The sequence below is a fragment of the Streptomyces sp. NPDC097595 genome (assembly GCF_044761525.1).
GTDB lineage: Bacteria > Actinomycetota > Actinomycetes > Streptomycetales > Streptomycetaceae > Streptomyces > Streptomyces drozdowiczii_A.
In genome coordinates this window covers 89,249-112,874 of record NZ_JBIWCN010000012.1, presented here as the reverse complement: position 1 = coordinate 112,874, position 23,626 = coordinate 89,249, and the positions used below count along the sequence as shown (strand labels likewise).

At 71.8% G+C, this 23,626-nt stretch carries 28 protein-coding genes; 21 read left to right on the top strand and 7 right to left on the bottom strand.

The annotated features are described in order from the left end of the window. The first annotated feature begins 22 nt into the window (after window positions 1-22). The 13 genes from ACIQZN_RS20025 (at window position 23) to ACIQZN_RS19965 (ending at window position 9,452) form a co-directional block, all read left to right on the top strand. Complete coding sequence (locus ACIQZN_RS20025) at window positions 23-412, top strand: DUF6507 family protein (RefSeq protein WP_403995356.1); 390 nt, start codon at window positions 23-25, stop codon at window positions 410-412. Next, the gene (locus tag ACIQZN_RS20020) at window positions 409-2,766 is read left to right on the top strand and encodes a hypothetical protein (protein ID WP_403995353.1); all 2,358 of its coding nucleotides are present in this window, start codon (window positions 409-411) and stop codon (window positions 2,764-2,766) included. Before ACIQZN_RS20025 ends, ACIQZN_RS20020 begins: the two co-directional genes overlap by 4 nt. Window positions 2,767-2,781: 15 nt before the next feature. Beyond that, complete coding sequence (locus tag ACIQZN_RS20015; RefSeq protein ID WP_403995350.1) at window positions 2,782-3,426, top strand: hypothetical protein; 645 nt, start codon at window positions 2,782-2,784, stop codon at window positions 3,424-3,426. 152 nt (window positions 3,427-3,578) lie between these two features. Continuing rightward, window positions 3,579-3,758, top strand: a complete 180-nt coding sequence (locus tag ACIQZN_RS20010) for a hypothetical protein (protein WP_403995348.1) — start codon at window positions 3,579-3,581, stop codon at window positions 3,756-3,758. A 47-nt stretch (window positions 3,759-3,805) separates the two neighbouring features. Then, window positions 3,806-4,087 carry a pentapeptide repeat-containing protein gene (locus ACIQZN_RS20005; protein WP_403995647.1) on the top strand — a complete coding sequence of 94 codons (282 nt, stop codon included), beginning with the start codon at window positions 3,806-3,808 and terminating at the stop codon, window positions 4,085-4,087. Next, window positions 4,084-4,389 carry a hypothetical protein gene (locus ACIQZN_RS20000; protein WP_403995346.1) on the top strand — a complete coding sequence of 102 codons (306 nt, stop codon included), beginning with the start codon at window positions 4,084-4,086 and terminating at the stop codon, window positions 4,387-4,389. Before ACIQZN_RS20005 ends, ACIQZN_RS20000 begins: the two co-directional genes overlap by 4 nt. Before the next feature lie 18 nt (window positions 4,390-4,407). Continuing rightward, a complete protein-coding gene (locus ACIQZN_RS19995) occupies window positions 4,408-5,097 on the top strand; it encodes a hypothetical protein (RefSeq protein WP_403995343.1) in 690 nt (229 codons plus the stop codon). Continuing rightward, on the top strand, window positions 5,094-5,759 hold the full coding sequence (locus tag ACIQZN_RS19990) for a pentapeptide repeat-containing protein (RefSeq protein WP_403995340.1): 666 nt from the start codon (window positions 5,094-5,096) through the stop codon (window positions 5,757-5,759). The genes ACIQZN_RS19995 and ACIQZN_RS19990 overlap by 4 nt, the downstream gene beginning before the upstream one ends. A 155-nt stretch (window positions 5,760-5,914) precedes the next feature. Beyond that, window positions 5,915-6,061: a hypothetical protein gene (locus tag ACIQZN_RS19985; RefSeq protein ID WP_403995337.1), complete on the top strand. Its 147-nt coding sequence runs from the start codon at window positions 5,915-5,917 to the stop codon at window positions 6,059-6,061. A gap of 86 nt (window positions 6,062-6,147) precedes the next feature. Further along, window positions 6,148-6,792, top strand: coding sequence for a pentapeptide repeat-containing protein (locus ACIQZN_RS19980; protein ID WP_403995334.1), 645 nt, complete (start codon window positions 6,148-6,150; stop codon window positions 6,790-6,792). A 6-nt stretch (window positions 6,793-6,798) separates the two neighbouring features. Beyond that, entirely contained in the window at window positions 6,799-7,104 is a 306-nt protein-coding gene (locus ACIQZN_RS19975) for a hypothetical protein (RefSeq protein ID WP_403995331.1), read from the top strand. 37 nt (window positions 7,105-7,141) lie between these two features. Continuing rightward, window positions 7,142-8,569 carry a DUF6177 family protein gene (locus ACIQZN_RS19970; protein ID WP_403995328.1) on the top strand — a complete coding sequence of 476 codons (1,428 nt, stop codon included), beginning with the start codon at window positions 7,142-7,144 and terminating at the stop codon, window positions 8,567-8,569. A gap of 46 nt (window positions 8,570-8,615) precedes the next feature. Further along, entirely contained in the window at window positions 8,616-9,452 is an 837-nt protein-coding gene (locus ACIQZN_RS19965) for a polysaccharide deacetylase family protein (protein ID WP_403995325.1), read from the top strand. A gap of 6 nt (window positions 9,453-9,458) precedes the next feature. Here ACIQZN_RS19965 and ACIQZN_RS19960 read toward each other — a convergent pair whose 3' ends face one another. From ACIQZN_RS19960 to ACIQZN_RS19945, 4 genes are all read right to left on the bottom strand, one after another. Then, a complete protein-coding gene (locus tag ACIQZN_RS19960) occupies window positions 9,459-9,647 on the bottom strand; it encodes a hypothetical protein (RefSeq protein ID WP_403995322.1) in 189 nt (62 codons plus the stop codon). Window positions 9,648-9,661: 14 nt separating this feature from the next. Further along, window positions 9,662-10,279 carry an ABC transporter gene (locus tag ACIQZN_RS19955; protein WP_403995319.1) on the bottom strand — a complete coding sequence of 206 codons (618 nt, stop codon included), beginning with the start codon at window positions 10,277-10,279 and terminating at the stop codon, window positions 9,662-9,664. Beyond that, window positions 10,276-11,112, bottom strand: coding sequence for an ATP-binding cassette domain-containing protein (locus tag ACIQZN_RS19950; RefSeq protein ID WP_403995316.1), 837 nt, complete (start codon window positions 11,110-11,112; stop codon window positions 10,276-10,278). The genes ACIQZN_RS19955 and ACIQZN_RS19950 overlap by 4 nt, the downstream gene beginning before the upstream one ends. A 65-nt stretch (window positions 11,113-11,177) precedes the next feature. Further along, window positions 11,178-11,855 carry an AIM24 family protein gene (locus tag ACIQZN_RS19945; protein WP_403995313.1) on the bottom strand — a complete coding sequence of 226 codons (678 nt, stop codon included), beginning with the start codon at window positions 11,853-11,855 and terminating at the stop codon, window positions 11,178-11,180. Window positions 11,856-11,926: 71 nt separating this feature from the next. Here ACIQZN_RS19945 and ACIQZN_RS19940 point away from each other — a divergent pair, with 71 nt between their 5' ends. From ACIQZN_RS19940 to ACIQZN_RS19925, 4 genes are all read left to right on the top strand, one after another. Next, complete coding sequence (locus ACIQZN_RS19940) at window positions 11,927-12,682, top strand: aminoacyl-tRNA hydrolase (RefSeq protein ID WP_403995310.1); 756 nt, start codon at window positions 11,927-11,929, stop codon at window positions 12,680-12,682. 121 nt (window positions 12,683-12,803) lie between these two features. Beyond that, window positions 12,804-14,099 (top strand): DUF692 domain-containing protein, encoded by a 1,296-nt coding sequence (locus tag ACIQZN_RS19935; RefSeq protein WP_403995307.1) that lies wholly within the window; start codon window positions 12,804-12,806, stop codon window positions 14,097-14,099. Continuing rightward, complete coding sequence (locus ACIQZN_RS19930) at window positions 14,015-15,115, top strand: TIGR04222 domain-containing membrane protein (RefSeq protein WP_403995644.1); 1,101 nt, start codon at window positions 14,015-14,017, stop codon at window positions 15,113-15,115. Before ACIQZN_RS19935 ends, ACIQZN_RS19930 begins: the two co-directional genes overlap by 85 nt. Before the next feature lie 63 nt (window positions 15,116-15,178). After that, window positions 15,179-15,952 (top strand): TIGR04222 domain-containing membrane protein, encoded by a 774-nt coding sequence (locus ACIQZN_RS19925; RefSeq protein WP_403995304.1) that lies wholly within the window; start codon window positions 15,179-15,181, stop codon window positions 15,950-15,952. A 135-nt stretch (window positions 15,953-16,087) separates the two neighbouring features. Here the strand turns inward: ACIQZN_RS19925 and hemQ are convergent, their stop codons facing one another. Continuing rightward, window positions 16,088-16,822 carry a hydrogen peroxide-dependent heme synthase gene (hemQ, locus tag ACIQZN_RS19920; RefSeq protein ID WP_403995301.1) on the bottom strand — a complete coding sequence of 245 codons (735 nt, stop codon included), beginning with the start codon at window positions 16,820-16,822 and terminating at the stop codon, window positions 16,088-16,090. Between the two features lie 4 nt (window positions 16,823-16,826). Beyond that, window positions 16,827-18,311, bottom strand: coding sequence for a protoporphyrinogen oxidase (gene hemG / locus ACIQZN_RS19915; RefSeq protein ID WP_403995298.1), 1,485 nt, complete (start codon window positions 18,309-18,311; stop codon window positions 16,827-16,829). A gap of 163 nt (window positions 18,312-18,474) precedes the next feature. Between hemG and ACIQZN_RS19910 the strand changes: the two genes are divergently transcribed. Together ACIQZN_RS19910 and ACIQZN_RS19905 are read left to right on the top strand one after the other, a co-directional pair. After that, window positions 18,475-19,338, top strand: a complete 864-nt coding sequence (locus ACIQZN_RS19910; protein WP_403995295.1) for a DUF4349 domain-containing protein — start codon at window positions 18,475-18,477, stop codon at window positions 19,336-19,338. A gap of 66 nt (window positions 19,339-19,404) precedes the next feature. Next, window positions 19,405-20,787, top strand: a complete 1,383-nt coding sequence (locus tag ACIQZN_RS19905) for an FAD-dependent oxidoreductase (protein ID WP_403995293.1) — start codon at window positions 19,405-19,407, stop codon at window positions 20,785-20,787. A 24-nt stretch (window positions 20,788-20,811) separates the two neighbouring features. On the opposite strand, the gene hemE is transcribed toward ACIQZN_RS19905, so the two are convergent. Continuing rightward, window positions 20,812-21,885 carry a uroporphyrinogen decarboxylase gene (gene hemE / locus ACIQZN_RS19900; protein ID WP_403995290.1) on the bottom strand — a complete coding sequence of 358 codons (1,074 nt, stop codon included), beginning with the start codon at window positions 21,883-21,885 and terminating at the stop codon, window positions 20,812-20,814. A 92-nt stretch (window positions 21,886-21,977) separates the two neighbouring features. Here hemE and ACIQZN_RS19895 point away from each other — a divergent pair, with 92 nt between their 5' ends. Next, on the top strand, window positions 21,978-22,637 hold the full coding sequence (locus ACIQZN_RS19895) for a DUF3000 domain-containing protein (RefSeq protein WP_403995287.1): 660 nt from the start codon (window positions 21,978-21,980) through the stop codon (window positions 22,635-22,637). Window positions 22,638-22,927: 290 nt separating this feature from the next. Further along, a complete protein-coding gene (locus ACIQZN_RS19890; protein ID WP_018100712.1) occupies window positions 22,928-23,590 on the top strand; it encodes a response regulator transcription factor in 663 nt (220 codons plus the stop codon). Window positions 23,591-23,626: the final 36 nt, after the last annotated feature.

The window sequence follows — 23,626 nt, the reverse complement described above, 5'->3', positions numbered from 1 at the left end:
CGATTCTTGACGGGGGGGCACCGTGACCAAGTGGGACATCGACCCGAACGGCGTTCGTCGGGTGCTGAAGAAGACCGCTGAAGTGGGCGGGGAGTTCGAGAAGGAGTTCACGTCCTACAACGAGCACCTGGTGGGATCGGCGACCTCGGCGGGCACGGTGGTGCTGGGCGGGACCGAGGTCCCGAAAGGGGGCGCGTTCGGGCCGGTGGCCCAGGCGTTGCAGGAGTTCCAGGAGCACACGCTCGCCGACCTCAAGTTCCTTCCGGTCCGGGCGGCGAAGTCCATGACGGGGGCGCGGCTGGCCACTGAGGCGTACCTCGCGGGCGACCTGGACATGGCGAAGAACAAGCAGGAGCAGTACTCCAAGGCGCCGACCCCGGAGGAGCTGAAGGGGAAGGGTCCCAAGAAGTGATCGACCTGGCGAAGATCCCCTTCTACACCGGCAATCTGGAGGCCCTGGAGAAGCACGCGGCCACGCTGAAGACGACCGCCTCCGACATTCGGACCACGGGCAAGGACGTCCACACGGCCTTCCAGGCGCTGGACCCGGTCTATGACGCCCCGGAGCAGGAGGAGTTGCTCGACTCCACGATTCCGGTACGGGACAAGGCGGACGGGTTCGCGGACAAGCTGGAGTCGGTGAGCGGGGCGCTCTCGGGATTCGCGACGACGGCCCGGCCGCTGGTGGCCAGGATGAACCGGCTCCGGGAGGACGCGGCGAGGTTCGTCGCGGAGAACAGGGACGACGACGACTGGCAGCAGGACCAGGACAAGATCGACGAGAACGCCCGCCTGGTCCACGAGGTCGGCACGACGTGGGTGGCCTTCCAGGGCGCCGAACGCGACGCGGCCAACAAGATCACGGCGCTCGTGGGCGGGACGCACTTCGTCGTGGACGACGGTTCGCACAAGGCCGGTATGTACGGCTTCAAGGCGGACGACGTCAAGGACGCGGGTGAGACGCCGTGGGGCACCGTGGACGAGCGCGAGTACACCGGATGGCGGGCCGCGTGGGAGTGGACGAAGGACAACGTCGGCGGTGCGCTGAAGGGCTTCTTCGTCGACGGGGTCTGGGGCACGATCAAGGGCCTCGGCAGCATGGTCAACGTCTTCGACTGGGACAACTTCAAGAAGACCTGGTCGGGCATCGGTGACGTCTTCGGCGGCATCAGCGCGTACATCATGACGCCGTACGACTGGGCGATGGACAAGATGTTCGGCCCGGTGGACCACAGCGACACCGACCGCCAGAAGGCGGCCCTGCGCAACTTCGGCAAGTCGCTGGTCGCCTGGGACGAATGGGGCCACGACCCGTCACGCGCCTTCGGCTCGGTGCTGTTCAACGTGGTGACCATCGGCTCCGGTTCTCTGTTGAAGCTGGGCAAGGCCGGCAAGCTGGGCGTGGTCGCGGACGCGGCGTCGGTGGCGGGCAAGGCGGGTGCGCTGGTCGACCCGATGAGCTACCTCGGCAAGGCGGCGGGCCTCACCAAGATCAAGGTCGGCGACCTGATGGACAGCCTGCGGACGAGTTCCACGGGCGTGGACGACATGGCCCGTACGGCCCCGACCGGCACGGCCCCGCACCCGACGACGGAGACCCCCGGCTTCCACTACACCGACCACAACGGCAACCCCCGCGTGGTCGGCGACGACGCGGTCATCCGCGACGAGCACGGCAACCCCGTACCGGACACCGAGCCGGTCCCGGAGCCCCACAAGAACGAACTCCCGGACACCCATGAGCGCGTCCCGGACCACGAAAAGGTCCTGGAGGGCGCGGGGGGCCCGAGCCGCGTGGAGAACTCCGCGAAGCCGCCGCACTCCTCGCCGGAGGGGACGACGCACCACACGACTCCGTCGACGGGCGGGCATGTGACGGAGCATCCGACGGGGTCGGGCGGAGGCGGCGGCTCACACCCGCCTGCCGGTCACGGGGGCGGCGGACACGGCGGCGGGGGACACGGGCCGGGCGGCCACGGAAGCCACGAGCCGGCGGGCCACGGCGGCCAGCACGAGACACCGGGTGGCGGCGACACCGACGGACCGGGCTCGGGCGAAGGCGGCGGCACCGGCAACGGTCCGGAGGGGGGTTCCGGAACGCCGGAGCGCGAGCCGGGCGTCATACTGGAGGGCAATCACACGGCGCAGCAGCCCAGTGGCGTGATGACCGCCGACAAGGAAGCCGCCGTTACGGACGCCCTCAAGGATCTGAAGGTCCCTCCGACGGACCAGGCCCGCATGCTGACGCAGCTGAGGAAGTCGGAATACGGGGCGGCTGTCGCCGACTACATCTCGAGTGGCCGCTTCGCGGACGTGCCGATGTTCAAGGACCCCAAGGGCCTTCTTTTCCAGGTCAAGCAGAAGGACATGATTCCGGCAGTGCACCAGGCTATGGAGCACGCGGCGGAATTGCAGGCCAAGGGAATCAAGAACATCGAGTTCGAGTTGAAACTCCCCGACAAGAATCTCGACCTCGATGTCCTGGTCCGCACCGACGGCCGTATCGAGTACGGTGCTCAGCTCAAGGACGTGGACAGCGTCGCGGGCATCAAGTCGGCGGTCAAGAAGATCGCGGAGAAGCAGCTCGCCGGCGCCGGGGTGGACGTCAAGGTCGGAATCCTCGATATCAAGGGCTTCAGGAACGAACTCACGGAACGCGAGATCCAGGCGGTCCAGCGGGCCGCTGACCGCACCAACGCCTCGTTCGAGCTAAAGTTCAAGGACGGCTCCGTCACTATTTATCCGACCAACGCCGCCAAACCTTAAGGAAGTTCGATCGCTATGCTGACGCGCGCGCCAAGAGAGAGCGGCTCGTGGTTCTGGGACCTGGACGACGTGGTGGAACCAGGCCTGGAATCCGCACTGCTGACGGCGGGACGCATGAGTGCCGTTCTCCGGCAGCACGGCCTTCTGGAGCCGGACGCCCTCGAATGGAACTGGTTCCAGGTCGGTAAGGGCGGTCTCGGTATTCACAGCCGACTGGATCTGGTCGAGCGTTCGCTCGAAGACCCGAAGTTGCCGGAGGCACTCCGTTCCTGTCGGCCCGCCGGATATCCGCAGGCCGAGATGGGCGGAATCCTCGTACTGGGATCCGGAACGTGGTTCGACGCGAAGGGAACACCGCAGAGCGAGCACCGGCTCGTCGAGTTGATGGTGTCTCCGGACGAGATCGGCCCTTCGGCCGAGATCTCCGTATACCACGACATCTGGGGCCCGTGCGATTTCCGGGGTGAGCCCCACCCGGCCATCCACGCGGCCAACGCACCCCGGCTCACGTCGGCACTGGAAGAGATCGTGATGCTGCTCGGCGTCGAACCGGAACCCGGAGAGCCGACGTATTACGGACACGCCAAGGGATACGAACTGGCGGCACCCGACCTTGTCGACGGCCGAGGACCGGACCTCACCGACACGGCGGTGGGCTGATCGCCGACAAGCGAAGCAGGCGCGCTTCGACAGGAGAAATCCAAGCAGACCCGCGCTTCAGGAACTTCTTCAGTGCCCACCTTGATCTCGAACGGGGATACGAGAACACCGGCGAACTGAGGCCCACCCTGTTGAGCTTCAAAGACTCCTACGTGGATTTGATCCGCTCAGGTTTCGAGCAGATCATGTCGGACGAAAATTTCGGACCCGCGGAATACGAACGACTTACCAATATCGAGTTTCCCGACAAGGAGACACTGCACACCTACCTGCGGGAAATGTACGACTACCTCTTCAATGACGCACCGGAACAGCCGACGCCTCCCGAATAGACCTCTCGTGAGCGACTCCCCGCCCTTACCAAGTTACGCAGGTGATCATGCTGGCCGATATTCCTCGGAGCTGGAGCCCAGCCGTTTTCCCTGCCGAGGCGGCGGCAGCCCGTCGGCTGGAGAAGTGGCTCGGCAACGACTGCTACAACCTCAACGGGATGGAGCGGGACTTCCGGGGCGCGGACCTGACGGGTGCGGACCTGGTGAAGGCGAACCTGGACGAGGCCGTTCTCCGGTCGGTGGTGCTCGACGGGGCGGACATGGTCGGTGCGCGCGGCGGGCAGGTTCAGGTGATCCCGCCGCGCCGACCGGCGGTAGGTACGCCTTGAGCGAGCCGATTCAAGCGGACCCCGACTTCAGAGGCTTTTTCAGAACTCAACTCGACCTCGAGGGTGGATATGACATCACAGGCGACTTGAGGCGCACGTTGTGGAGCTTCAGCGATTCCTACGTTGACTTGATCCGCTCCGGATTCGAGCAGATCATGGCAGATGAGAACTTCGGCCCCGCAGAATATGAAGGGCTGACCGATATCGAATTCCCGGACAAGGAGACACTGCACGCCTACCTTCGGGACCTGTATGACTACCTGTTCGGCGATGCGCCGGAACAGCCGATGCCTCCGGGTTAGTCCGAGGAGGAGGACCGAGTGGATCAGGAACGCGACCGTATCGCCGGGCTCATCCGTGTGATGAATGACCCCGGTGCCCCGCCCATGGAACGGTTTCTGGCGTGCCGGGATCTGACCGAAGAGGCCGAGGCGGCCGGGTTCGAAGCCGTGATCCGGGCGGCCGGTGACCCGGAGGGCACCCCCTGGTACGACTTCTCGATCGACCGGAAGTTCTCCGTGGACAGCACGTTCTCTCAACTTGCGGTGGCCGTGGACATGAGCCACTACGAGATCGAGGAGAAGGGAACGGCCGCGCTACGCGAGGAGGCGTTCCGCGCGCTCGTGCGGCTCGCCGACACGCAGTACTTCGAGGACCGCCTCGGCGAACTGATCGACAGCGCCACGGTCAGGGCGGCACTTGGCGAGATCAAGGAAGCCATCGGCCGAGGCGTGCGCGCCTTGGCCGCCGGCCAGAAGCAGCGGTTCGACCTGGCCACCCAGCTCGTGGACCTCGCGTGCGCCGTCGCCCCAGTCGACGGGCCCATGTCCGTTGAACTGGCCATGAGCGTGCTACGGGTCAGCGCTTCGGCCCGCACGCTGGAGCACGCCGTCACCATCGTCTACCGGGCCGAGGGGCCGGAGATCCGGGAGTTCGGCGAATACCTCACGGCGGTCGGCAACGAGCGCGTACGGACGGAAGTCCGCGAGGCGTTCGAAGGCTCGCGGTGACGGAGACGCCGGTCACCGTGCCGGACCCCTGGCAGCCTGCCGCGCTCCCCGTTGACCCTGCGGCCGCCGAGCAGCTCCGTGAGTGGCTCGCCTCCGAGGAATACAACCTTGACGGCATGGGGCGGGACTTCCGGGGCGCTGACCTCTCGGGTGGGGATTTCTCGAATTGCTGGTTCACCGACGCCGTACTGGTCGGTGTACGGCTCATCGGAGCTTCCTTCTACCGTGCCGATCTCCGGTCGGCGGACCTGACAGGCGCGGACCTGACGGGTGCGGACCTGGTGAAGGCGAACCTGGATGAGGCCGTTCTCCGGTCGGCAGTGCTCGACGGGGCGGACATGGTCGGGGCCTCGTTGTCCGACGCAGACGCACGGGGAGCCAGTTTTCGCGGAACACGTTTCATCGGCGCGGAGTTGCTCGACACCGACATGAGGGGCAGCGACCTGTCCGATGCCATGGTCAAGGAGAACTACTTCGAGATCAAGGTCGACGAAACCACGGTTCTTCGCGGCTTGACGGGCACGGTATTCGGGCCGATCACCGTCATCAGCGACGACTCCTCGCGCGAAGTGGGCGGTGCGGAACTCAAAGCGTGGATCAGTGCGCGTGGCGGGCAGGTTCAGGTGATCCCGCCGCGCCGACCGGCGGTAGGTACGCCTTGAGCGAGCCGATTCAAGCGGACCCGGACTTCAGAAATTTCTTCAGAACTCAACTCGATCTTGAGCGCGGATATGAAATCCTGGGCGACTTGAGGCCCACGTTGTGGAGCTTCAGCGACTCCTACGTTGACTTGATCCGCTCTGGGTTCGAGCAGATCATGGCAGACGAGAACTTCGGCCCCGCCGAGTACGAACGGCTGACCGACATCGAGTTCCCCGACCGGGAGACCCTGCACGCCTACCTTCGGGACATGTACGACTACCTGTTCGGTGATGCGCCGGAACAGCCGATGCCCCCGGGTTAGTTCGAGGAAGAGGACCGATTGGACCAGGAACACGACCGCGTCGAGCGCGTGCGGACGGAAGTCCGCGAGGCGTTCCAAGGTTCGCTGTGACGGAGATACCGGACCCCTGGCGGCCGGCCGCGTTCCCCGCCGACCCAGCGGCGGCGCGGCAGGTGAGGGAATGGCTCGATGACACGAGTTACGCCCTGTACGGGATCGGGCACGACTTCCGGGGTGCCGGTCTCGCGAACGGCGACTTCTCCGGCGCGTGGCTCATCGACGCGGTGCTTGCGGACGTGGAGCTCGGAGGCGTGTGTCTCTACCGGGCAGACCTCAGCGGGGCGGACCTGGCCGGGGCGAACCTGGGCGGCGCCGACCTCGTCCGGGCGAAGCTCGACCGGGCGGTGCTCCGGTTCGCCCGGCTCGACGGGGCCGACATGGTCAAGGCGTCACTCCACGACGTCGACGCCTCGGGGGCGAGCCTGCGCGGAACGCGCATCATGGGCGCCTCGCTGTACGACGTGGACCTGCGGGGCGCGGACCTGACGGACGCCGTCCTGTTCCAGAACACGTTCAAGGTCACCATGGACGACACCACGCTGGTACGCGGCCTCACCGGCACGGCCTTCGGGCCGGTCACGGTGGTCAGCGACGAGGGTTCCCGGGAAGTGGGCGGCGCGGACCTTGAGGCGTGGATCAGTGCGCGTGGCGGCGAGGTTCAAGTGATCCCTCCGCAGCGACGGGTGCGGTAGGTGCGAATGGGAGACGTAAGGCTGTTGGACCCGCACGTCAGGAACTTCTTCCGGGTGTACCTGGACCTTGAGCGGGGGTACGAGAACACCGGCCACCTGCGGCGCACCCTGCTGAGCTTCAAGGATTCCTACGTGGACCTGATCCGGACGGGATTCGAGCAGATCATGTCGGACAAGGGTTTCGGGCCCGCCGAATACGAGGACCTGACCGACGTCGAGTTCCCCGACAGGGAGACACTGGACGCATATCTCCGGGACATGTACGACTACCTGTTCGGCGATGCGCCGGAACAGCCGATGCCCCCTGGCTAGCCAGAATCCCCGCCCCCCTGACCCCGAAGGACCCCGCATGACCCAGGACGTCGTCGCACTCACCCGGCGGATGCCCGACTCGCTCGCCGTGCTGGCCGGGTTGCTCGCCGGCGGGCCCGATCTGCGGGTGGGGACCACCGGGGACGGGGCCGTCGTGCAGCTGTGCGACGACGAGGGGCGGCCGCTCGTGTCCGTCGAGGTGCCCCTGTTGATCCAGGTGCCCGGGGAAGCCGTCCGGCTGCTCGGGGCGGAGGCCGCGCCGGAGGGGGACGGGCCCTGGTGGTGGGTCGAGGCGCGGGCCGCCGCCGGGGTCGACCGGGCCGAGGAGCTGGCCGGGGCCTTCGCCGCGCGGCTCACGCTGCTGCTCGGCGGCAGGGTCTGGCCGGCCGACGCCCCCGGCACCACCGGCGCCGCCAGCCCCGTTGACGTCTCGGGCATCACGGCCGTGCCCTCCCCCGCCGCCGCGCAGCCCGCCGTCGACATGCTCACCGACCAGGCCGCCGTCGTCATCCAGGACCGCCCGGTCGTCCCCATGACGAGCTGGCTGACGGAGGCGCTGCGGGCCACCGTGGAGAGCGAGCGGTCGCTCCAGATCGTCACCCCGCCCCACTGCACGCTCTCCCTGCCCACGCGGCTGCTGCTCCAGTCCACCTCCTCGCGCTGGGTCGTCCAGGACGAGCGCTGCGGCTACTACGACGGGCTGACCGGCGCCGTACTCCGCTGGCAGGACGACGCCTTCGCCCCGGACCGGCGCGAGGACGGGCAGACCCCGGTCGCCGAGGCGTTCACCGAGGCCGGGCCCACCGGTGAGCGGCAGCTCGTCGTGTCGCTCCGGACCGTGCACCGCCCCACCGCCGACCTCGTGCTCGGCGGCTCCCTGGAAGCCGCCTGGGAGGCGCTGACCGGCGCACCCCCGGCCGGCTGGGGGACGTCGGAGCCCGCAGGGCTCATCTGGTCGCGGCGGCGGCTGACCGACCTGGCGTACGAGCGCGCGCCCCGGCCCACCTGGCTGGTGGCCGTGGGCAGCCCGGACCACCCCGCCGTCGCCACCCTCCAGGTGAGCCGCACCCCGGACGGGGTGGAGGAGGACATCACCCTCGTCCTCGGCTACGGCCCCGACGAGTCACCGGCCCTGGACGCGCTGCCGGGGCTCGCCGACGAGCTGGTGACCCGGCACGGGCTGCGGACCATGCTCTGCCAGCTGGGCCACGGCCGCCGCGACCTGAACGCCCCGCCCCGCTTCGAACGCCCCCCGCTCCCGTACTCCTTCGCGCTCGGCTCCCCCGAGGTGACCGAGGTGGGCCTCGACACCGCCTCCCGGACCCCGCTCAAGGAGGCGCCGGTGCGGCTGGGCCCCGGCGGCCGGCCGGGCTACTACTACCCGCTCGGCGACGGCGAGACCGCCGAGGGCTGGGCGGCCCTGGAACAGCTGATGCGCCATCTGCGTGGGGCGCCGCCGGTCTAGCGCGCCAGCCCGGGACCGCTTCCGGACGATCGGTTAGCGTCCGGAAATGATCGGATTTGCACATAAGACGGCCGTTCTGGGTGTGTTGGGTGCGGTGCTCGTCGGCTGCGGCCAGGCACAGCCGACGCGCACCGCCGTCGAACGGCCGCCCGCCCCTCACGTCACGGAAAAGCCCGCCGACAAGCCCCCCGTCATGGCCCCCGGCCCCGGCGGCCGGACCCCCGTCTTCAAGCGCGGGCCGCAACGCGCCGCGAAGGTCGTCGCGCTCAGCTTCGACGCCGACATGACGGCCGACGAGGGGCCGCGCGCGGCGGCCGGCGAGCACTTCGACAACCCGGAACTGATCGCCCTGCTGCGCCGCCTGAAGGTGCCCGCGACGGTGTTCATGACCGGGCGCTGGGCCGAGGAGTACCCGGACCAGGCCCGTTCCATCGGGACCGACCCCCTCTTCGAGATCGGCAACCACTCCTACAGCCACTACGCGTTCACCACGCCCTGCTACGGGCTGCCGACGGTGGAGGAGGGCGCGGTGCGCGAGGAGGTCCAGCGGGCGTTCGGGGCGATCCGGGCGACCGGCGCCCGCAACGTCGTGCCGTACTTCCGCTTCCCCGGCGGCTGTTACGACGACGACACGCTGCGCGCCCTCGGACCGGAGAAGGTGACCGCCGTGCAGTGGGACGTCGTCAGCGGCGACGCCTTCGCGACGGACGCGGACGCCGTCGTCGAGCAGGTGCTCGACGGGGTGCGGTCCGGTTCGCTCGTCGTCATGCACTGCACCCGCAGCGCGGCGCCGGTCACCGCCGAAGCGGTCCGCCAGGTCGTGCCGGAGCTACGGAAGCGCGGCTACCGCTTCGTCAAGGTGTCCCGGCTGATGGGCGGCTGAGGCGCCTCAACCCGAGCAGGCCGTGCGCTGGGCCTCCTGCCACTCGCACACCGGGCACAACGTGATCCCCTTGACCGACTCGGCGTACTCGGTCGGCTTCCGGCACAGCACGCACTCGGCGTACGGCGGCCCCTCGGCCCGCTCCGGCGACTCGGCGGGCGACGTCTCGCAGTAGGGCCCCGATTCCTCACTCATACGTACGAGCCTACTCAGCCCCGTACCGAAGTGAGCCGGCAGACGAGCGCGAACACGGCGGCCGCCACGGCGACGGCCCCCAGCAGCGGCAGCACCGGCACGTGGACCCTACCGGTCAGCGAACCGGTGACCAGGCCCGTCACCGCGTACTTCGCGGGCGATCCGGCGGTGACCAGCGCCAGCAGCGCCACGAGCGCCGTCGCCGCGATGGACCAGCCGCGCCCGTGCAGCAGCGGCCGGCCGCACAGCGCCCCGGCGGGCGGCAGGGGCACCCGCACCGAGTGATCCGTGCTGGACGGGTCGCTGATCGCGAGGACCACGACGGTGGCGGCCGTGCCGAGGAGCGCGGCACCGCCCAGGCCGGTGAGCAGGGCCGCCAGATGGGCCTTCGGCTGCCCGCCGGCCGCCGCCGCGACGACCGCCCGGGCGGCGGGCGGCTCCTGGGTGACGCAGACGCGCACCAGCCAGGCGGTGACCGGGAGCATCCCGGCGGCGGTGTAGCCGAGCGAGTCCAGGACGGGCTGCCCGGAGCGGATGCCCACGGCGAGGAAGGCCAGGTAGAGCAGAACCGGGGCCAGCCAGCGCTGGGACAGGACGAGCAGGGCGGCCTGGTAGCGGATGAGCGCGGTCATGGTGCGGGGTCCCCGTCCAGGGTGGGTGAGCGGTGCTGCTGAAGGACTCCGCCCGGCTCCCGCACCTGTTCCACGCCCCCGATGTGCCACCGCGGCCGGGCCGTCAGCAGCGCGCCGAGCAGGGCGTCGGAGTGCGCCGCCGGGACCGTGAGGCGGGCCGTTCCGTCGTCGGTCAGGGTGTACGCGGGAGCGCCGGGCAGTTCGGACGGGAGCGGGGTCCCCGGCGGGGCCGTGGCCTCGATGCGTACGCGGGGCTCAAGGCCCGTCGCGAGCGGGGCGGCGGTCAGGCCCAGCCCCTCCACCCGGTAGGCCGCGTCGGCCGAGCCCGCCAGCCGGCGCGGGTCGTGGTCGACGTAGACCACCGTCGCCCCGGCCGCGACGCGCTCCGCCACGGCCCGGTCCAGCACGTCGCGCGCCTCGGTGTCGAGGCCGGTCCACGCCTCGTCCAAGACCAGGAGCTCGGGTTCCGCGAGGAGCGCCTGGGCGACGGCGACCTTCTGGCTGGTGCCCTTGGAGAGTTCGGCGAGGGGGGTCCGGGCGTGCGCGGCGGCGCCGAACCGGGTGAGCCAGTGGTCCGCCCGGTCGGCCGCCTCGGAGGCACGCAGTCCGTGGACGCGGCCGATCCGGACGAGATACCCGGCGGCCGTGAACGGCAGGGCCGCCGGGAACCGCTCGGGGACGTACGCCGTGCGCGGCCGGCCCGTGACGCGGCCCTCGGAGGGGGCGTCGATCCGGGCCAGCAGCCGCAACAGGGTGGACTTGCCGGTGCCGTTGGCGCCCTCGACGCGGACGAGGGCGCGCGCGGGCAGGACGAGGTCGACCCCGCGCAGCACCCAGGGGCCGGTGAGCCCGTACCGCCGGCCGGCTCCCCGCAGCCGCAGGACCTCCGTGCCGGTGCTCAGTGGGACGACGCCTTCTCGGGCTTCAGCTCGCTGGGCCGTACGATCACGAACCCCTGCCCGTCCAGGCGGAGTTGGATGGCCTCCCCCGAACCGCCCCGGATCATCGAGCCCAGGCTCTGCGAACGGTGCAGCGAGGTGTTCAGCTGGGCGCTCCAGCCGACGACGGCGTCCGTGTCCACGAAGACCGGCTGCTCCGGGGTGACGGGGATGACGATGGGATACCCGTCGCACATCAGGCCCAGCTTGCCGTAGCCGGAGAAGACGCTGTTGAAGAGGCCGCCGCCGGTCATCCCGGCGCCCTTGACGGTCTTTATCTCGTACGAGAGCGACGCGTCGAAGCACAGGACGTTGCGGCCGTTGATCGTGAGGGCGTCGCCCTGCTCCATCTCCACGATGAAGCAGTTCGCGGCCTCGTGCGCGAACCACGCCTCGCCCTGGCCGCGCACGGCCATGAGCGGCAGCCCTTCGCCGGTGACCGCCCGCTTGAGGAGGCCGCCGATGCCCTGGCTCTTGTGCTCGAACTGGAGGTTCCCGCGGAAGGCGACCATCGATCCCTGGCGGGCGTGCATCTCCCCGTTGACCGCGTATTTGATGGACTTGGCGTTCTGCAGCGTCATCCCGGGGACGGTCGCCTGCTCGGCCATGTGCTCGCTGGAAAAGAGATCGCTCTTCATGGACGGCATCCTCGCCCGGAGCCTTCCATTCCGCCAAGAACGGTGTCCGGGGCGGCTGGCAGACTAGGCGGGTGAGCAGCAACGACATCCCCGCGTCCCCGTCCGCCGAGCCGGCCCCCGAGCCCGTGGACAGCCCCTTCCGGTCCGAGCGCACGGACCGGGACGAAGCACCCCAGTACGTACTGCCGTTGGTGGTGCACATCGAGAAGGCCGCGCCGCCGGCCCGCACGGACGCCCTGCGCACGGCCGCCCGCGCGGTGCTCGTGATGCTGTCCGACGAGCGGTCGGTCGGCGAGGGCGAGTGGGCGCGGGTGATGCGGGACTGGCAGGACGCCCGCATCCGCAAGGTGGTCCGGCGGGCCCGGGGCGCGGAGTGGCGCAAGGCGTCGGCCCTGCCCGGGATCACGGTGACGGGCGAGGAGGCGGAGGTGCGGGTCTTCCCGCCGGTGCCCCTGGACGGCTGGCCGAAGGAGCTGGCCAAGCTCCAGGTGTCGGGCACGGACCTGGACGACCCGGAGCCGCCGGCCGCGCCCGACCCGGCGCACCCGGTGCTCTGGCTCAACCCGGAGCTCGGCATGTCGGCGGGCAAGGAGATGGCGCAGGTAGGGCACGGGGCGCAGCTCGCCTGGTGGGAGCTGTCGGAGCCCGAGCGCAAGGCGTGGCGCGAGGCCGGGTTCCCGCTCTCGGTGGCCACGGCGGAGCCGGGCCGCTGGGCGGAGCTGACGGTGAGCGGGCTGCCGGTCGTACGGGACGCGGGCTTCACGGAGATCGCCCCGGGCTCGTGCACGGTGGTCGCGGACCACCCGGCGCTGCGGCGCCGTCGCTGAGAGGACCGGGGCCGGCGGAACCTCAAATGAAGCTCTGAACGTCTCCCCTTGCGGATTCAGGGCCGCGCTCCGGGGCCATCACCCCTGCACGGAACGAGGGGGAAGCGACATGGGGGACGGTATGAGGCTGGGTATCGGGATCGGCTGGCGGCCGGAGATCGCCGGCGAGGTGGAGGCGCTGGAGGGGATCGACTGGGTGGAGGCGGTCGCGGAGAACCTCTGCGCCGATCACCTGCCGGACTCCCTGGTACGGCTGCGGGAGCGCGGGGTCACCGTGGTGCCGCACGGCGTCTCGCTGGGCCTCGGCGGTGCCGACCGCCCCGACCCCGGCAAGCTCGCGGACCTCGCCGCCCGGGCCACGCTGCTCGGCGCGCCGCTGGTGACCGAGCACATCGCCTTCGTGCGGGCGGGCGGGGCGCGCACCGGGTCCCCGGTCCTGGAGGCGGGTCATCTGCTGCCGGTGCCGCGCACCCGGGCGGCGCTGGACGTGCTGTGCGAGAACGTGCGCATCGCACAGGACGCGCTGCCGGTGCCGCTGGCGCTGGAGAACATCGCGGCGCTGATCTCCTGGCCGGACGAGGAGCTGACCGAGGGGCGGTTCCTGGCGGAGCTGGTCGAGCGGACCGGGGTGCGGCTGCTGATCGACGTGGCCAATCTGCACACCAACCACGTGAACCGGGGCGAGGACCCGGCGACGGCGCTGGACGAGCTGCCGGTGGAGGCCATCGCGTACGTGCATGTGGCGGGCGGCGTCGAGAAGGACGGCGTGTGGCACGACACGCACGCCCACCCGGTGACCGCCCCGGTGCTCGACGTGCTGGCGGAACTGCGCTCCCGGGTGGACCCGCCGGGGGTGCTGCTGGAGCGGGACGAGGCGTTCCCGCCGGCCGGTGAGCTGGCGGGCGAGCTGGACGCGATCCGGGGGGTGCTGGAGAAGGGCGGGGGCGCATCGGCGGGCCCTGCCGCCTGGGCCGCCCAGGAAGTCGCGCCCACCTCGCCCGTCGCCGAGTCCGTACGGGACGGTGTCGCCGTCGCCCAGACCGCCCTGCTGTCCGCGCTGGTCGCCGGCACGCCCGCGCCGGAGGGGTTCGCCCCGGGCCGGCTCCGGGTGCAGAGCCGCGCCCTGGCCGCCAAGCGCGCGGACGTCGTGGCCAAGGTGGCGCCCGAGCTGCCGGAGATCCTGGGGGACGGCTACCGGGCCGCGTTCCTCGCGTACGCCGGGGCGCGGCCCATGACGGCGGGGTACCGGCGCGACGCCCTGGACTTCGCCGAGCACCTGCTCGTCGCGGGCCGCCCGGCGGACGACGCGGTCCGGCGGCGGCTCACCCAGTGGTGGCGGGACCGGGCCGCGCCCCGGCCGCCCGGCCGCGCGACCCGCCTGGCCCGGGCCGCCCGCGCCGTACTGGTGGGGCGGTGACGGGCGTGGACGGGATGCTGGTGTTCCTCACGCTCGCGGTGATCGCCTCGTTCACCGTGCTGATCGTCGGCCTGGCCCGCTCCCGCCGAGGGGTGGGCGGTCCGGCGCACGACCTGTCCGAGGTGGCGTTCCTGAACGGCGGGCCCGGCCGGGTGGTCGACACCGCCCTGGCCGCCATGCACGCGGACGGCCGGGTGGCCATCGGCGGTCCCGGCATCGTCGCCGTGCTCCGGCCGGTCGCGTACGACCCGGTGGAGCGGGCGGTTCTGCACGGGCTGGCGGCCGCGCCGAGCGGGTCGCTGGCTGCGCTGCGGGTGGCGGTGATGCGGCACCCGGCGGTGCAGGAGACCGGGGACGGTCTCGCGGCGCGCGGGCTGCTGGCAGCGCCCCGTGCCAGTGTCGTGTGGCGCGTCTGGGGCCTGTTGCAGACGTTTCTGTGCCTCGCGTCCGGCCCGGTCACCATCGGCCTGGCCCTCGCCCGGTTCATGGAGGGCGACGACGGCGCGGGCTGGAGCTACCCGTTCGCGGTGGCGATGATCCCGGCCGTCGTCATCGGCTTCGTGTCCGGCCTGGTCTGCGCGGGGGTGGCCCGGTCGCGGATCACCCGGGCGGGACGCAGGGCGGCGGCGGAGTTCGGGGCCGCGCACGCCCACCGCACCGACCCGGGGTTCCTGGTGGCGACCCGGGGGCTGCGCGGCGTCGCGGACCCGGAGCTGCGGACGCACCTGATCGCGGCGGCGCGGACCCGGCCCACCGCCTCCTCGTACACCCCGTTCGGCGCCGCGGCGCTGACGGTCGCACCGGCGGTGTGGTGCGCGGGGGCGAGCCCGGGCGGTGGCTGCGGTGGCTCCTCGGGCAGCAGCTGCGGCGGAGGCGGCGGGTCGGGTTGCGGGGGCGGGTCGAGCTGCGGCGGCGGCAGCAGTTGCGGCGGAGGCGGGTCGAGTTGCGGGGGCGGCAGCAGCTGCGGCGGCGGTTCCAGCTGCGGGGGCGGGTCGAGCTGCGGCAGCAGTTCCTGAGACGGCCGTCCACTTACTGGACGAGCTATGGCGCCACGGGCGGCGCTGACATAGAACACCGGCATGGTGCCGTTTCTGTTTCTGCTGGTCGCATGGGGTGCGGCAGGTCTTTCCTGCGCCCGGCTCTGCCTCGCGGCTGCCCGCGCGGCCCGGCGGCCGGAGGGCGCGAGCGGCGGGCCCGGGCGGCAACTCACGCTGTACGAGGCGGCGTTCCTGGCGGGCGGGCCCGGCCGGGTCGCCGACCTGGCGCTGGTCTCCATGCATCTGCGGCGCCGGCTGCTGCTGGCCCACACCGGCTGGGCGACGGTCGTGGACCCCGAGGGCCGCGACGAGGTGGAACGTACGGTGATCCGCGCCATAGGGCCGGAGGGCCAGTCGCCGATAGCACCGGTGCGCGCGTCGGCCGCCGCGGCCGACGCCGTACGCGCGGTGGCCGACCGGCTCGTCGCGGCCGGTCTGGCGCTCCCGCGCGGGGCGGACGTCGCCTCGGCGGTGCGGACGGTGCGCGGGGCGGCGCTGCTGGTGGCCGCGCTGGGCGCCGCCGCCCTGCTCGCGCCCGGCGGTGGGGGCACGGCCCCGATGCCGGTGTGGTTCGCGCTGCCGCTCGCGCTGACCCTGGGGTGCCTGGCCATAGCCCGCGTCGAGGCGCACCCCTACGGTTCCTGGGCCTCCCCGGACGGGCAGCGGCTGCTGGCGGCGTGCGCGGTGCCGGGGGACGGTGCGACGGGCGACACGCTGGTGACGGTCGCGGTGTGCGGGGTGGACGCGGTGGACGACCCGGCGCTGCGGGCGGCGCTGACCGGCCGGGCGGGCGTACGCATGCGGCTGGGCCGGTAATGACAAACGGTGCGGCGCGCAGGAAGCGCGCCGCACCGCTGAGCCGAACCCGGTGTCGCTGGACCAGCGGACGGCACGAGGTGCCGTGGGCCCGCCGTCTGATCTTCCGGGTTGGGGTGGTCGAAAGCCCGTTCGCTACGCGAGCCCGGCCACCAGGTCCGCGACCGACTTGCGCCGGCCGGTGTAGAAGGGGACCTCCTCGCGGACGTGCATCCGCGCCTCGGAGGCCCTGAGGTGACGCATCAGGTCCACGATGCGGTACAGCTCGTCCGCCTCGAAGGCCAGCATCCACTCGTAGTCGCCGAGCGAGAACGAGGCGACGGTGTTGGCGCGCACGTCGGGGTAGCCGCGGGCCATCTTGCCGTGGTCGGCGAGCATGCGGCGGCGGTCCTCGTCGGGCAGCAGGTACCAGTCGTACGAGCGCACGAAGGGGTACACGCTGACGTAGTTGCGCGGCGTCTCGTCGGCGAGGAACGCCGGGATGTGCGACTTGTTGAACTCGGCGGGGCGGTGCAGCGCCATGTTCGACCAGACCGGCTCCAGGTGGCGGCCGAGCCGGGTGCGGCGGAAGAGGTTGTACGCCTCCTGGAGCTCGTCCGCGGTCTCCGCGTGCCACCAGATCATGAGGTCGGCGTCGGCCCGGAGGCCCGAGACGTCGTACGTGCCGCGGATGGTGATGTCCTTCGCGGCGAGCTGGTCGAACAGCTCCTGGACCTCACCGGACACGGCAGCGCGGTCCGTGTCGGCGGGCAGGACGTCGCGCAGCTTGAAGACGGACCACAGCGTGTAGCGGATGACGTCGTTGAGGTCCTTGGCCTTCTTGCCGGCGTTCGGAGCCTTGCTTGATGTCGCAGTCTCGGGTGCACTCATACGGCTATTGTCCCGCCTCGCTCCGAGTGCCCTGAACCAGGGTCGGAGTGGCGATGATCTCCCCGGTGGGACCCCCGCCGAGATCCCCGGCGATCTCGTTCGCCGCCCGGTGGGCGCTCGCCACGCAGGCCGGGATGCCGACCCCGTCGTACACCGCGCCGCACACCCGCAGCGCGGGCAGCTTCGCGACCGCGTCGCGGATGCGGGCGACCCGGGTGAGGTGGCCCACCGGGTACTGCGGCAGTCCGCCGATCCACCGGGTGACCTCGGTCGCCACGGGCCGGGCGGTGAGCCCGGTCGCGGCGGCCAGGTCGCGCAGGGACACCCCGACCAGCTCGACGTCCTCGCGGTGCAGGTGCTCCTCCTCGCCGTACCGGCCGACCGAGGTCCGCAGTACGAAGAGGTCCGGGGCCGCGTCGGCGACCCACTGCCACTTGTGCGTGGAGAAGGTGGCGGCCTTGATGGTGTGCCCGTCGACCGGCGGTACGAGGAAGCCGGAGCGCCCGTCGAAGGCCGTACCGCTCACGTCGGAGCGCCGGAACGCCATGGTGACCAGCGCCATCGACGCGTACTCGACGCCCGCCAGCTCGGCCGAGGCCCCCGGCGACTCGGCGGCGAGGAGCGTGGCGGCGGACCAGGCGGGCACGGCGAGGACGATGCCGTCCGCGGAGACGACCCCGGTGTCCGTGCGGATGTCCCAGCCGTCGGCGTTACGGGTCAGGCCCAGCACGGGGGTCTCGGTGAGGATCTCGCCGCCCCCGGCGCGCACGGCGTCGGCGACGGCCCCCGGGAGGGTGCCGATGCCGCCCTCGATGCCCTGGAAGACGGGCCCGGTCTGCTGCCGGGCGGCGGCCCGTTCCTGGAGCCGGGTGACCCCGTCGAGCAGGGAGCCGCCTTCCCGGGCGGCCTCGAAGAGCTGCGGTACGGCGGCGCGCATCGAGATCCGGTAGGCGTCGCCCGCGTACACCCCGCCGAGCAGCGGCTCCACCAGCCGGTCCACGACCTCCCGGCCCAGCCGGTCCGCCACGTACGCGCCGACCGCGACGTCCTCGCCGACCGCCACCGGGGGCAGTTCGCGGTCCTCGGCGATCCGGGCCAGCCCCTCGGCCGACAGCACCTCGCCCAGGACGGACGGGTCGCCCGGGACGCCCATCACATGGCCCTTGGGCATCGGGCGCAGCGCGTCGCGCGTCCACAGCGCGGCGGTGGCCGTGGCGGGCGGCTGGAGGCGGTCGCCGAGGCCCACGGCGCGGGCCAGGGCGACGGCCTCCGGGCGGCGGGCGAGCATGGACTCGGCGCCGAGGTCGACCCGGACACCGGCGACCTCGCCGGTCATGAGCTTGCCGCCGAGCCGGTCGGTCGCCTCCAGGACGGTGACCCTCAGCCCGGCGCCGACGAGCCGGTGGGCGGCCGCGAGTCCGGCGATGCCGCCGCCGATGACGACGACATGGCGGGGGGCCCGGTCCGCGCGGTGTGTGGATGGCTGCATGGCTCCACTCTCTCAAACCGGTTCCGAGTCCCGACCGTGACCGGTTCGAAACCGGATTCGCGGGTCCTTCAGCGCGCCCCGGTACGTCCCACCGCCGTCATCAATCACCCGTCCTGGGGGGACAGTTATGCGAGGAGCACCTTTCGTAAGCACCGGCAGAGGCATGCGCGCCGCGCCGGCCGCCGTGCTGCTGGCCGCCGTGCTGGCGCTAAGCGGCTGCGGCGCGTCCGGCGACCATTCGAGTGCGAGCGCCGACCGGGGCGTCGCCGGGACGCAACAGCAGAAGAGCGGCAAGGCCGGTGCGCCGGCGGCCGACGCGGAGCGGCCGGAGCAGCCGCGTAAGAACGCGAAGCCGTCCGCGGCCCACGTCATCCGCACCGCCACCCTCTCCGTCGAGGTGAAGGACACGTCGAAGGCCGCGGCGCACGCCCGTGCGGCGGCGCAGGACGCGGGCGGGCTGGTCGAGAAGGAGACCACGGAGCGGATCGACTCGACGCGGGAATCCTCGAACCTCGTGCTGCGCGTACCGCAGGACTCGTACGACGAGGTGCTGCGGGAACTGTCGGGCGCGGGAAAGCTGGTCTCCCGTACCTCGGCGGCCAAGGACGTCACCGACCAGGTCGTGGACACCGACAGCCGGATCGCCACCCAGCGGGCGAGCGTGGCGCGGGTCCGCGAGCTGATGGACCGGGCCGACAAACTGGCCGATGTGGTCACGCTGGAGGGTGAACTGAGCAGTCGTCAGGCGGAGCTGGAGTCGCTGCTCGCGCAGCAGGCGTCGCTGAAGGACCGTACGACGCTGGCGACCATCACGCTCGACCTGGTGGAGCCGGAGACGGCGGACGGGGCGGCCGACGACGACCCGGGCTTCCCGGACGCCGTCGCCGGGGGCTGGCACGCCTTCATGACGATGCTGCGCTGGCTGGCGATGGCGATCGGCGCCGCGGCCCCGTTCCTCGGCGTGGCGGCCCTCCTGGCCGTGCTGTGGCGGCTGCTGCACCGCCGCCGGGGCGCGAAGGGCGAGTGAGTACGCCACCGACGCGGCCCGCGCCGTAGCGTGGGTGCTTTCGGAGAATCTGCGGAGGGACCCGGCATGGCGGCGGAACGACTGGTGGTCATCGGCGGGGACGCGGCGGGCATGTCCGCCGCGTCCCAGGCGCGGCGGCTCAAGGGCCCGGACGAGCTGAGCATCACCGCCTTCGAGCGGGGCCACTTCACCTCGTACTCCGCGTGCGGCATCCCGTACTGGGTCAGCGGCGACGTCACCGACCGGGACGACCTCATCGCCCGTACGCCCGAGGAGCACCGAGCCCGCGACATCGATCTGCGTACCCGTACCGAGGTGACGGAGATCGATGTGGCGGGGCGGCGGGTGCGCGCCCTGGACCGGGAGTCCGGCGAGACGTACTGGACCGGGTTCGACAAGCTCGTCATCGCCACCGGGGCCCGCCCGGTGCGTCCGGACCTGCCCGGCATGGACGCGCCCGGGGTGCACGGGGTGCAGACCCTGGACGACGGGCAGGCGCTGCTGGACAGCCTGGACCGGACGGAGGGCCGGCGCGCGGTCGTCGTCGGCGCGGGGTACATCGGCGTCGAGATGGCCGAGGCGATGCTGAAGCGCGGCTTCGAGGTGACCGTCCTCAACCGGGGCGAGCAGCCGATGGCCACGCTCGACCCGGACATGGGGCGCCTGGTCCACGACGCGATGGACGGGCTCGGGATCACCACGGTGAACGGGGCGGCGGTCACCGCGATCCGGACCGGCGACGACGGCCGGGTCACCGAGGTCGTCACGGACGACGCGTCCTACCCGGCGGACATCGTGGTGCTCGGCATCGGCGTCGCGCCGGAGACGGCCCTCGCCCGGGAGGCCGGGCTGCCGCTCGGGCCGCACGGCGGACTGCTCACCGACCTGGCGATGCGGGTCCAGGGCCACGAGAACATCTGGGCGGGCGGCGACTGCGTGGAGGTCCAGGACCTGGTGGCGGGCCACACCCGGCACATCGCGCTCGGCACGCACGCCAACAAGCACGGCCAGGTCATTGGCTCCAACGTGGGCGGCGGCTACGGCACGTTCCCCGGTGTGGTGGGTACGGCGGTGAGCAAGGTGTGCGACCTGGAGATCGCCCGGACCGGGCTGCGCGAGAAGGACGCCCGGGCGGTGGGCCTGCGGTACGTCACGGCGACGATCGAGTCGACCAGCCGGGCGGGCTACTACCCGGGCGCGGGGAACATGACGGTGAAGATGCTCGCGGAGTACCGCACGGGCCGGCTGCTCGGCGTGCAGATCGTGGGCCGCGAGGGCGCCGGGAAGCGGGTGGACGTGGCGGCGGTGGCGCTCACCGCCCGGATGACGGTCGAGCAGATGACCGCCCTGGACCTGGGGTACGCCCCACCGTTCTCGCCGGTCTGGGACCCGGTCCTGGTGGCGGCCCGCAAGACCGTGTCGGTGCTGCGGAAGGCGGGCACCGACTGAGCGGCGCCCGCCTTCGCGCGGGGTTCAGCGGGCGGTGCTGGTGTGGACGTACTCGACGAGGCGGGAGAGCGCGTCCGGGTCCATGTTCGGCATGACGCCGTGGCCCAGGTTGAAGATGTGGCCCTCCAGACCGGCGGCCGCGTCCAGCACCTCCCGGGTCTTGGCCTCCACCGCGGAGGTCGGCGCGAACAGCACCGCCGGGTCGAGGTTGCCCTGGAGCGCCTTGCCGGGGCCGACGCGGCGCGCGGCCTCGTCCAGCGACACCCGCCAGTCGACGCCGACGACGTCCGCCCCGGCCTCGCCCATCAGGCCGAGCAGTTCGCCGGTGCCGACGCCGAAGTGGATGCGGGGCACGTCGTACGCGGCGACGGCCTCGAAGACCTTCGCGGAGGCGGGCAGCACGAAGCGCCGGTAGTCGGCGGGGGCCAGGGCGCCGACCCAGGAGTCGAAGAGCTGGACGGCCGAGGCGCCCGCCTCGATCTGGACCTTGAGGAAGGCGCCGGTGATCTCGGCGAGCCGGTCGAGCAGGTCGGCCCAGAGCTCCGGGTCGCCGTACATCATGGCCTTGGTGTGCTCGTGGTTGCGGGAGGGCCCGCCCTCCACGAGGTAGCTCGCGAGGGTGAACGGCGCACCCGCGAAGCCGATCAGCGGGGTCTCCCCCAGCTCGGCGGTGAGCAGCCGGACGGCCTCGGTGACGTACGGGACGTCCTCCGGGGTCAGGTCGCGCAGCCGGGCGAGGTCGGCGCGGGTGCGGATCGGCTCGGCGATCACGGGGCCGACGCCGGGCTTGATGTCGAGGTCGATGCCGATCGCCTTGAGCGGGACGACGATGTCGCTGTAGTAGACGGCGGCGTCGACCTTGTGCCGGCGTACGGGCTGCATCGTGATCTCGGCGACGAGCTCCGGCATCGTGCAGGACTCAAGCATCGGGATGCCTTCGCGCACCTTCAGGTACTCGGGCAGCGACCGTCCCGCCTGGCGCATGAACCAGATCGGCGTGTGCGGGACCGGCTCGCGCCGGCACGCCTTGAGGAACGCCGAGTCATAGGTGGCGGAAGTCTTCGTCTGCGGCCCGGAGGGGCGGTCGTTGGCACTCACGCACAGAATCTTCGCACGCGTGGGCAACGAGCCCGGCCCCGCACGGGTGTCCTTCCGCGCGCAGAGCTCCCGTTCCGCCTACTCTTCCCCGCATGGCTGCGGCTCAGGGACACATCTCCGGTCAATCCGATGGCGCTGACGGCACGGAGGGCGCGGAGGGTGGTGCCGTCCCGCCCGCGTTCCGTTCGGCGGTGGACGCGCTGCGCGCGGCGCGGCTGCGTCCCGAGCTGGAGGTGGAGCCGACCCGGCCGCCGAAGCGGCTCGCCCCGCACGCGTACGCGCTGGAGGCGGCGGTCGTCGACGGCGAGGACGACCTCGCCGACGGGCGGCTCGTCCTGCTCCACGACCCGGCCGGCCACGAGGCGTGGCAGGGCGCCTTCCGGCTCGTCACCCTGGTCCGCGCCGAGCTGGAGCCGGAGATGGCCGCCGACCCGCTGCTCCCCGAGGTCTGCTGGTCCTGGCTGACCGGCGCGCTGGAGGCCCGCGGCCTGTTCTACGGGGAGGCGGGCGGGACGGTCACGATGGCGGGCTCGCACTACTTCGGCGCGCTGGAGACCCGGCGCCCCGCTACGCAGATCGAGATCCGGGCCTCCTGGACCCCGCGCGAGGGGCTGGGCGGGGCACCGGACGCGGCGGCGCACCTGGTCGCCTGGGGCGACCTGCTCTGCCAGATCGCGGGCCTGCCGCCGTCGGGCCCTCTCGACGCGGCGGTGGTCACGCTCCCACAGCGCCGGGGGCCGCAGGGGCCGTAGTCCCTGCCGTGAGCGGGACGAGCGGGGCGGCCTCCGGGCCGCCCCGTTTTTCGTGCCGCCGGGTCGTGCGATTTTCCGTGACACCGCGTCATGCGATCACTTTCGGCCAGCGGAAAACGCTCTCAGGAATCGATCGAGAACCCCATTTGCCCGAATTGTTACTCAACAAATCGTGATCTTCCCCTAAAGGAGCAGGGGTCTGCTGCCGAAGGAGTCAATGACCCTTCAAGCACGGTTCGCCCCGGCTTCATCCCCGAGCCGGCCCGTCCCGCCACTCCCCAGGAGGCCTGGTGTCCGTTCTCCTCGAGCAGCCCGCAAGCCTGGTCGCCTACCGCCCGAACAAGCCGACGGCCATGGTCGTCGTGGCCGACCCGCGCGTCCGTTCCACCGTGACCCGTCATCTGTGGGCCCTCGGAGTTCGTGACGTCATCGAGGCGTCGTCCATCGCGGAGGCCCGTCCCCGCGTCGGCAACCCGCGCGACATCTGCGTAGCCGACGTCCACCTGCCCGACGGTTCCGGGCTGACCCTGCTGTCCGAAACCCGAGCCGCCGGCTGGCCCAACGGTCTCGCCCTGTCCGCCGCCGACGACATCGGTGCCGTGCGCAACGCCCTCGCGGGCGGCGTCAAGGGCTACGTCGTCACCGGCACCCGTACCAACATCGGCCACCCGGCCCGTCCCGGCGTCGCCCCCATCGGCGCCACCGCCGCCCGTATGCACCGCCGGCCCCCCGGCACCCCGAGCCACCCGGGCGGCTACCGCGAACTGTCCGGCCGCGAGGTGGAGGTCCTGCGGCTCGTCGCCGAGGGCCAGTCCAACAAGGCCATCGGTGTCTCCATGGGCCTTTCCGCCCTGACCGTGAAGAGCCACCTCGCCCGCATCGCCCGCAAGCTGGGCACCGGCGACCGCGCCGGAATGGTCGCGGTGGCCCTGCGGACGGGCATCATCCACTGATTCCCCGCCCCGGCCGGTGCACGGCGTACGGAACCG

What these genes read in the sequence shown, in the direction of transcription:
- ACIQZN_RS19975 (WP_403995331.1), top strand. Translation starts at nt 6,799, where the DNA reads ATGGGAGACGTAAGGCTGTTGGACCCGCACGTCAGGAACTTCTTCCGG.
- ACIQZN_RS20005 (WP_403995647.1), top strand. Translation starts at nt 3,806, where the DNA reads ATGCTGGCCGATATTCCTCGGAGCTGGAGCCCAGCCGTTTTCCCTGCC.
- ACIQZN_RS19965 (WP_403995325.1), top strand. Translation starts at nt 8,616, where the DNA reads ATGATCGGATTTGCACATAAGACGGCCGTTCTGGGTGTGTTGGGTGCG.
- ACIQZN_RS19925 (WP_403995304.1), top strand. Translation starts at nt 15,179, where the DNA reads ATGGTGCCGTTTCTGTTTCTGCTGGTCGCATGGGGTGCGGCAGGTCTT.
- ACIQZN_RS19960 (WP_403995322.1), bottom strand. Translation starts at nt 9,647, where the DNA reads ATGAGTGAGGAATCGGGGCCCTACTGCGAGACGTCGCCCGCCGAGTCG.
- ACIQZN_RS19895 (WP_403995287.1), top strand. Translation starts at nt 21,978, where the DNA reads ATGGCTGCGGCTCAGGGACACATCTCCGGTCAATCCGATGGCGCTGAC.
- ACIQZN_RS20015 (WP_403995350.1), top strand. Translation starts at nt 2,782, where the DNA reads ATGCTGACGCGCGCGCCAAGAGAGAGCGGCTCGTGGTTCTGGGACCTG.
- ACIQZN_RS19945 (WP_403995313.1), bottom strand. Translation starts at nt 11,855, where the DNA reads ATGAAGAGCGATCTCTTTTCCAGCGAGCACATGGCCGAGCAGGCGACC.
- ACIQZN_RS19985 (WP_403995337.1), top strand. Translation starts at nt 5,915, where the DNA reads ATGGCAGACGAGAACTTCGGCCCCGCCGAGTACGAACGGCTGACCGAC.
- hemQ (WP_403995301.1), bottom strand. Translation starts at nt 16,822, where the DNA reads ATGAGTGCACCCGAGACTGCGACATCAAGCAAGGCTCCGAACGCCGGC.
- ACIQZN_RS19955 (WP_403995319.1), bottom strand. Translation starts at nt 10,279, where the DNA reads ATGACCGCGCTCATCCGCTACCAGGCCGCCCTGCTCGTCCTGTCCCAG.
- ACIQZN_RS19910 (WP_403995295.1), top strand. Translation starts at nt 18,475, where the DNA reads ATGCGCGCCGCGCCGGCCGCCGTGCTGCTGGCCGCCGTGCTGGCGCTA.
- ACIQZN_RS19935 (WP_403995307.1), top strand. Translation starts at nt 12,804, where the DNA reads ATGAGGCTGGGTATCGGGATCGGCTGGCGGCCGGAGATCGCCGGCGAG.
- hemG (WP_403995298.1), bottom strand. Translation starts at nt 18,311, where the DNA reads ATGCAGCCATCCACACACCGCGCGGACCGGGCCCCCCGCCATGTCGTC.
- ACIQZN_RS19970 (WP_403995328.1), top strand. Translation starts at nt 7,142, where the DNA reads ATGACCCAGGACGTCGTCGCACTCACCCGGCGGATGCCCGACTCGCTC.
- ACIQZN_RS19905 (WP_403995293.1), top strand. Translation starts at nt 19,405, where the DNA reads ATGGCGGCGGAACGACTGGTGGTCATCGGCGGGGACGCGGCGGGCATG.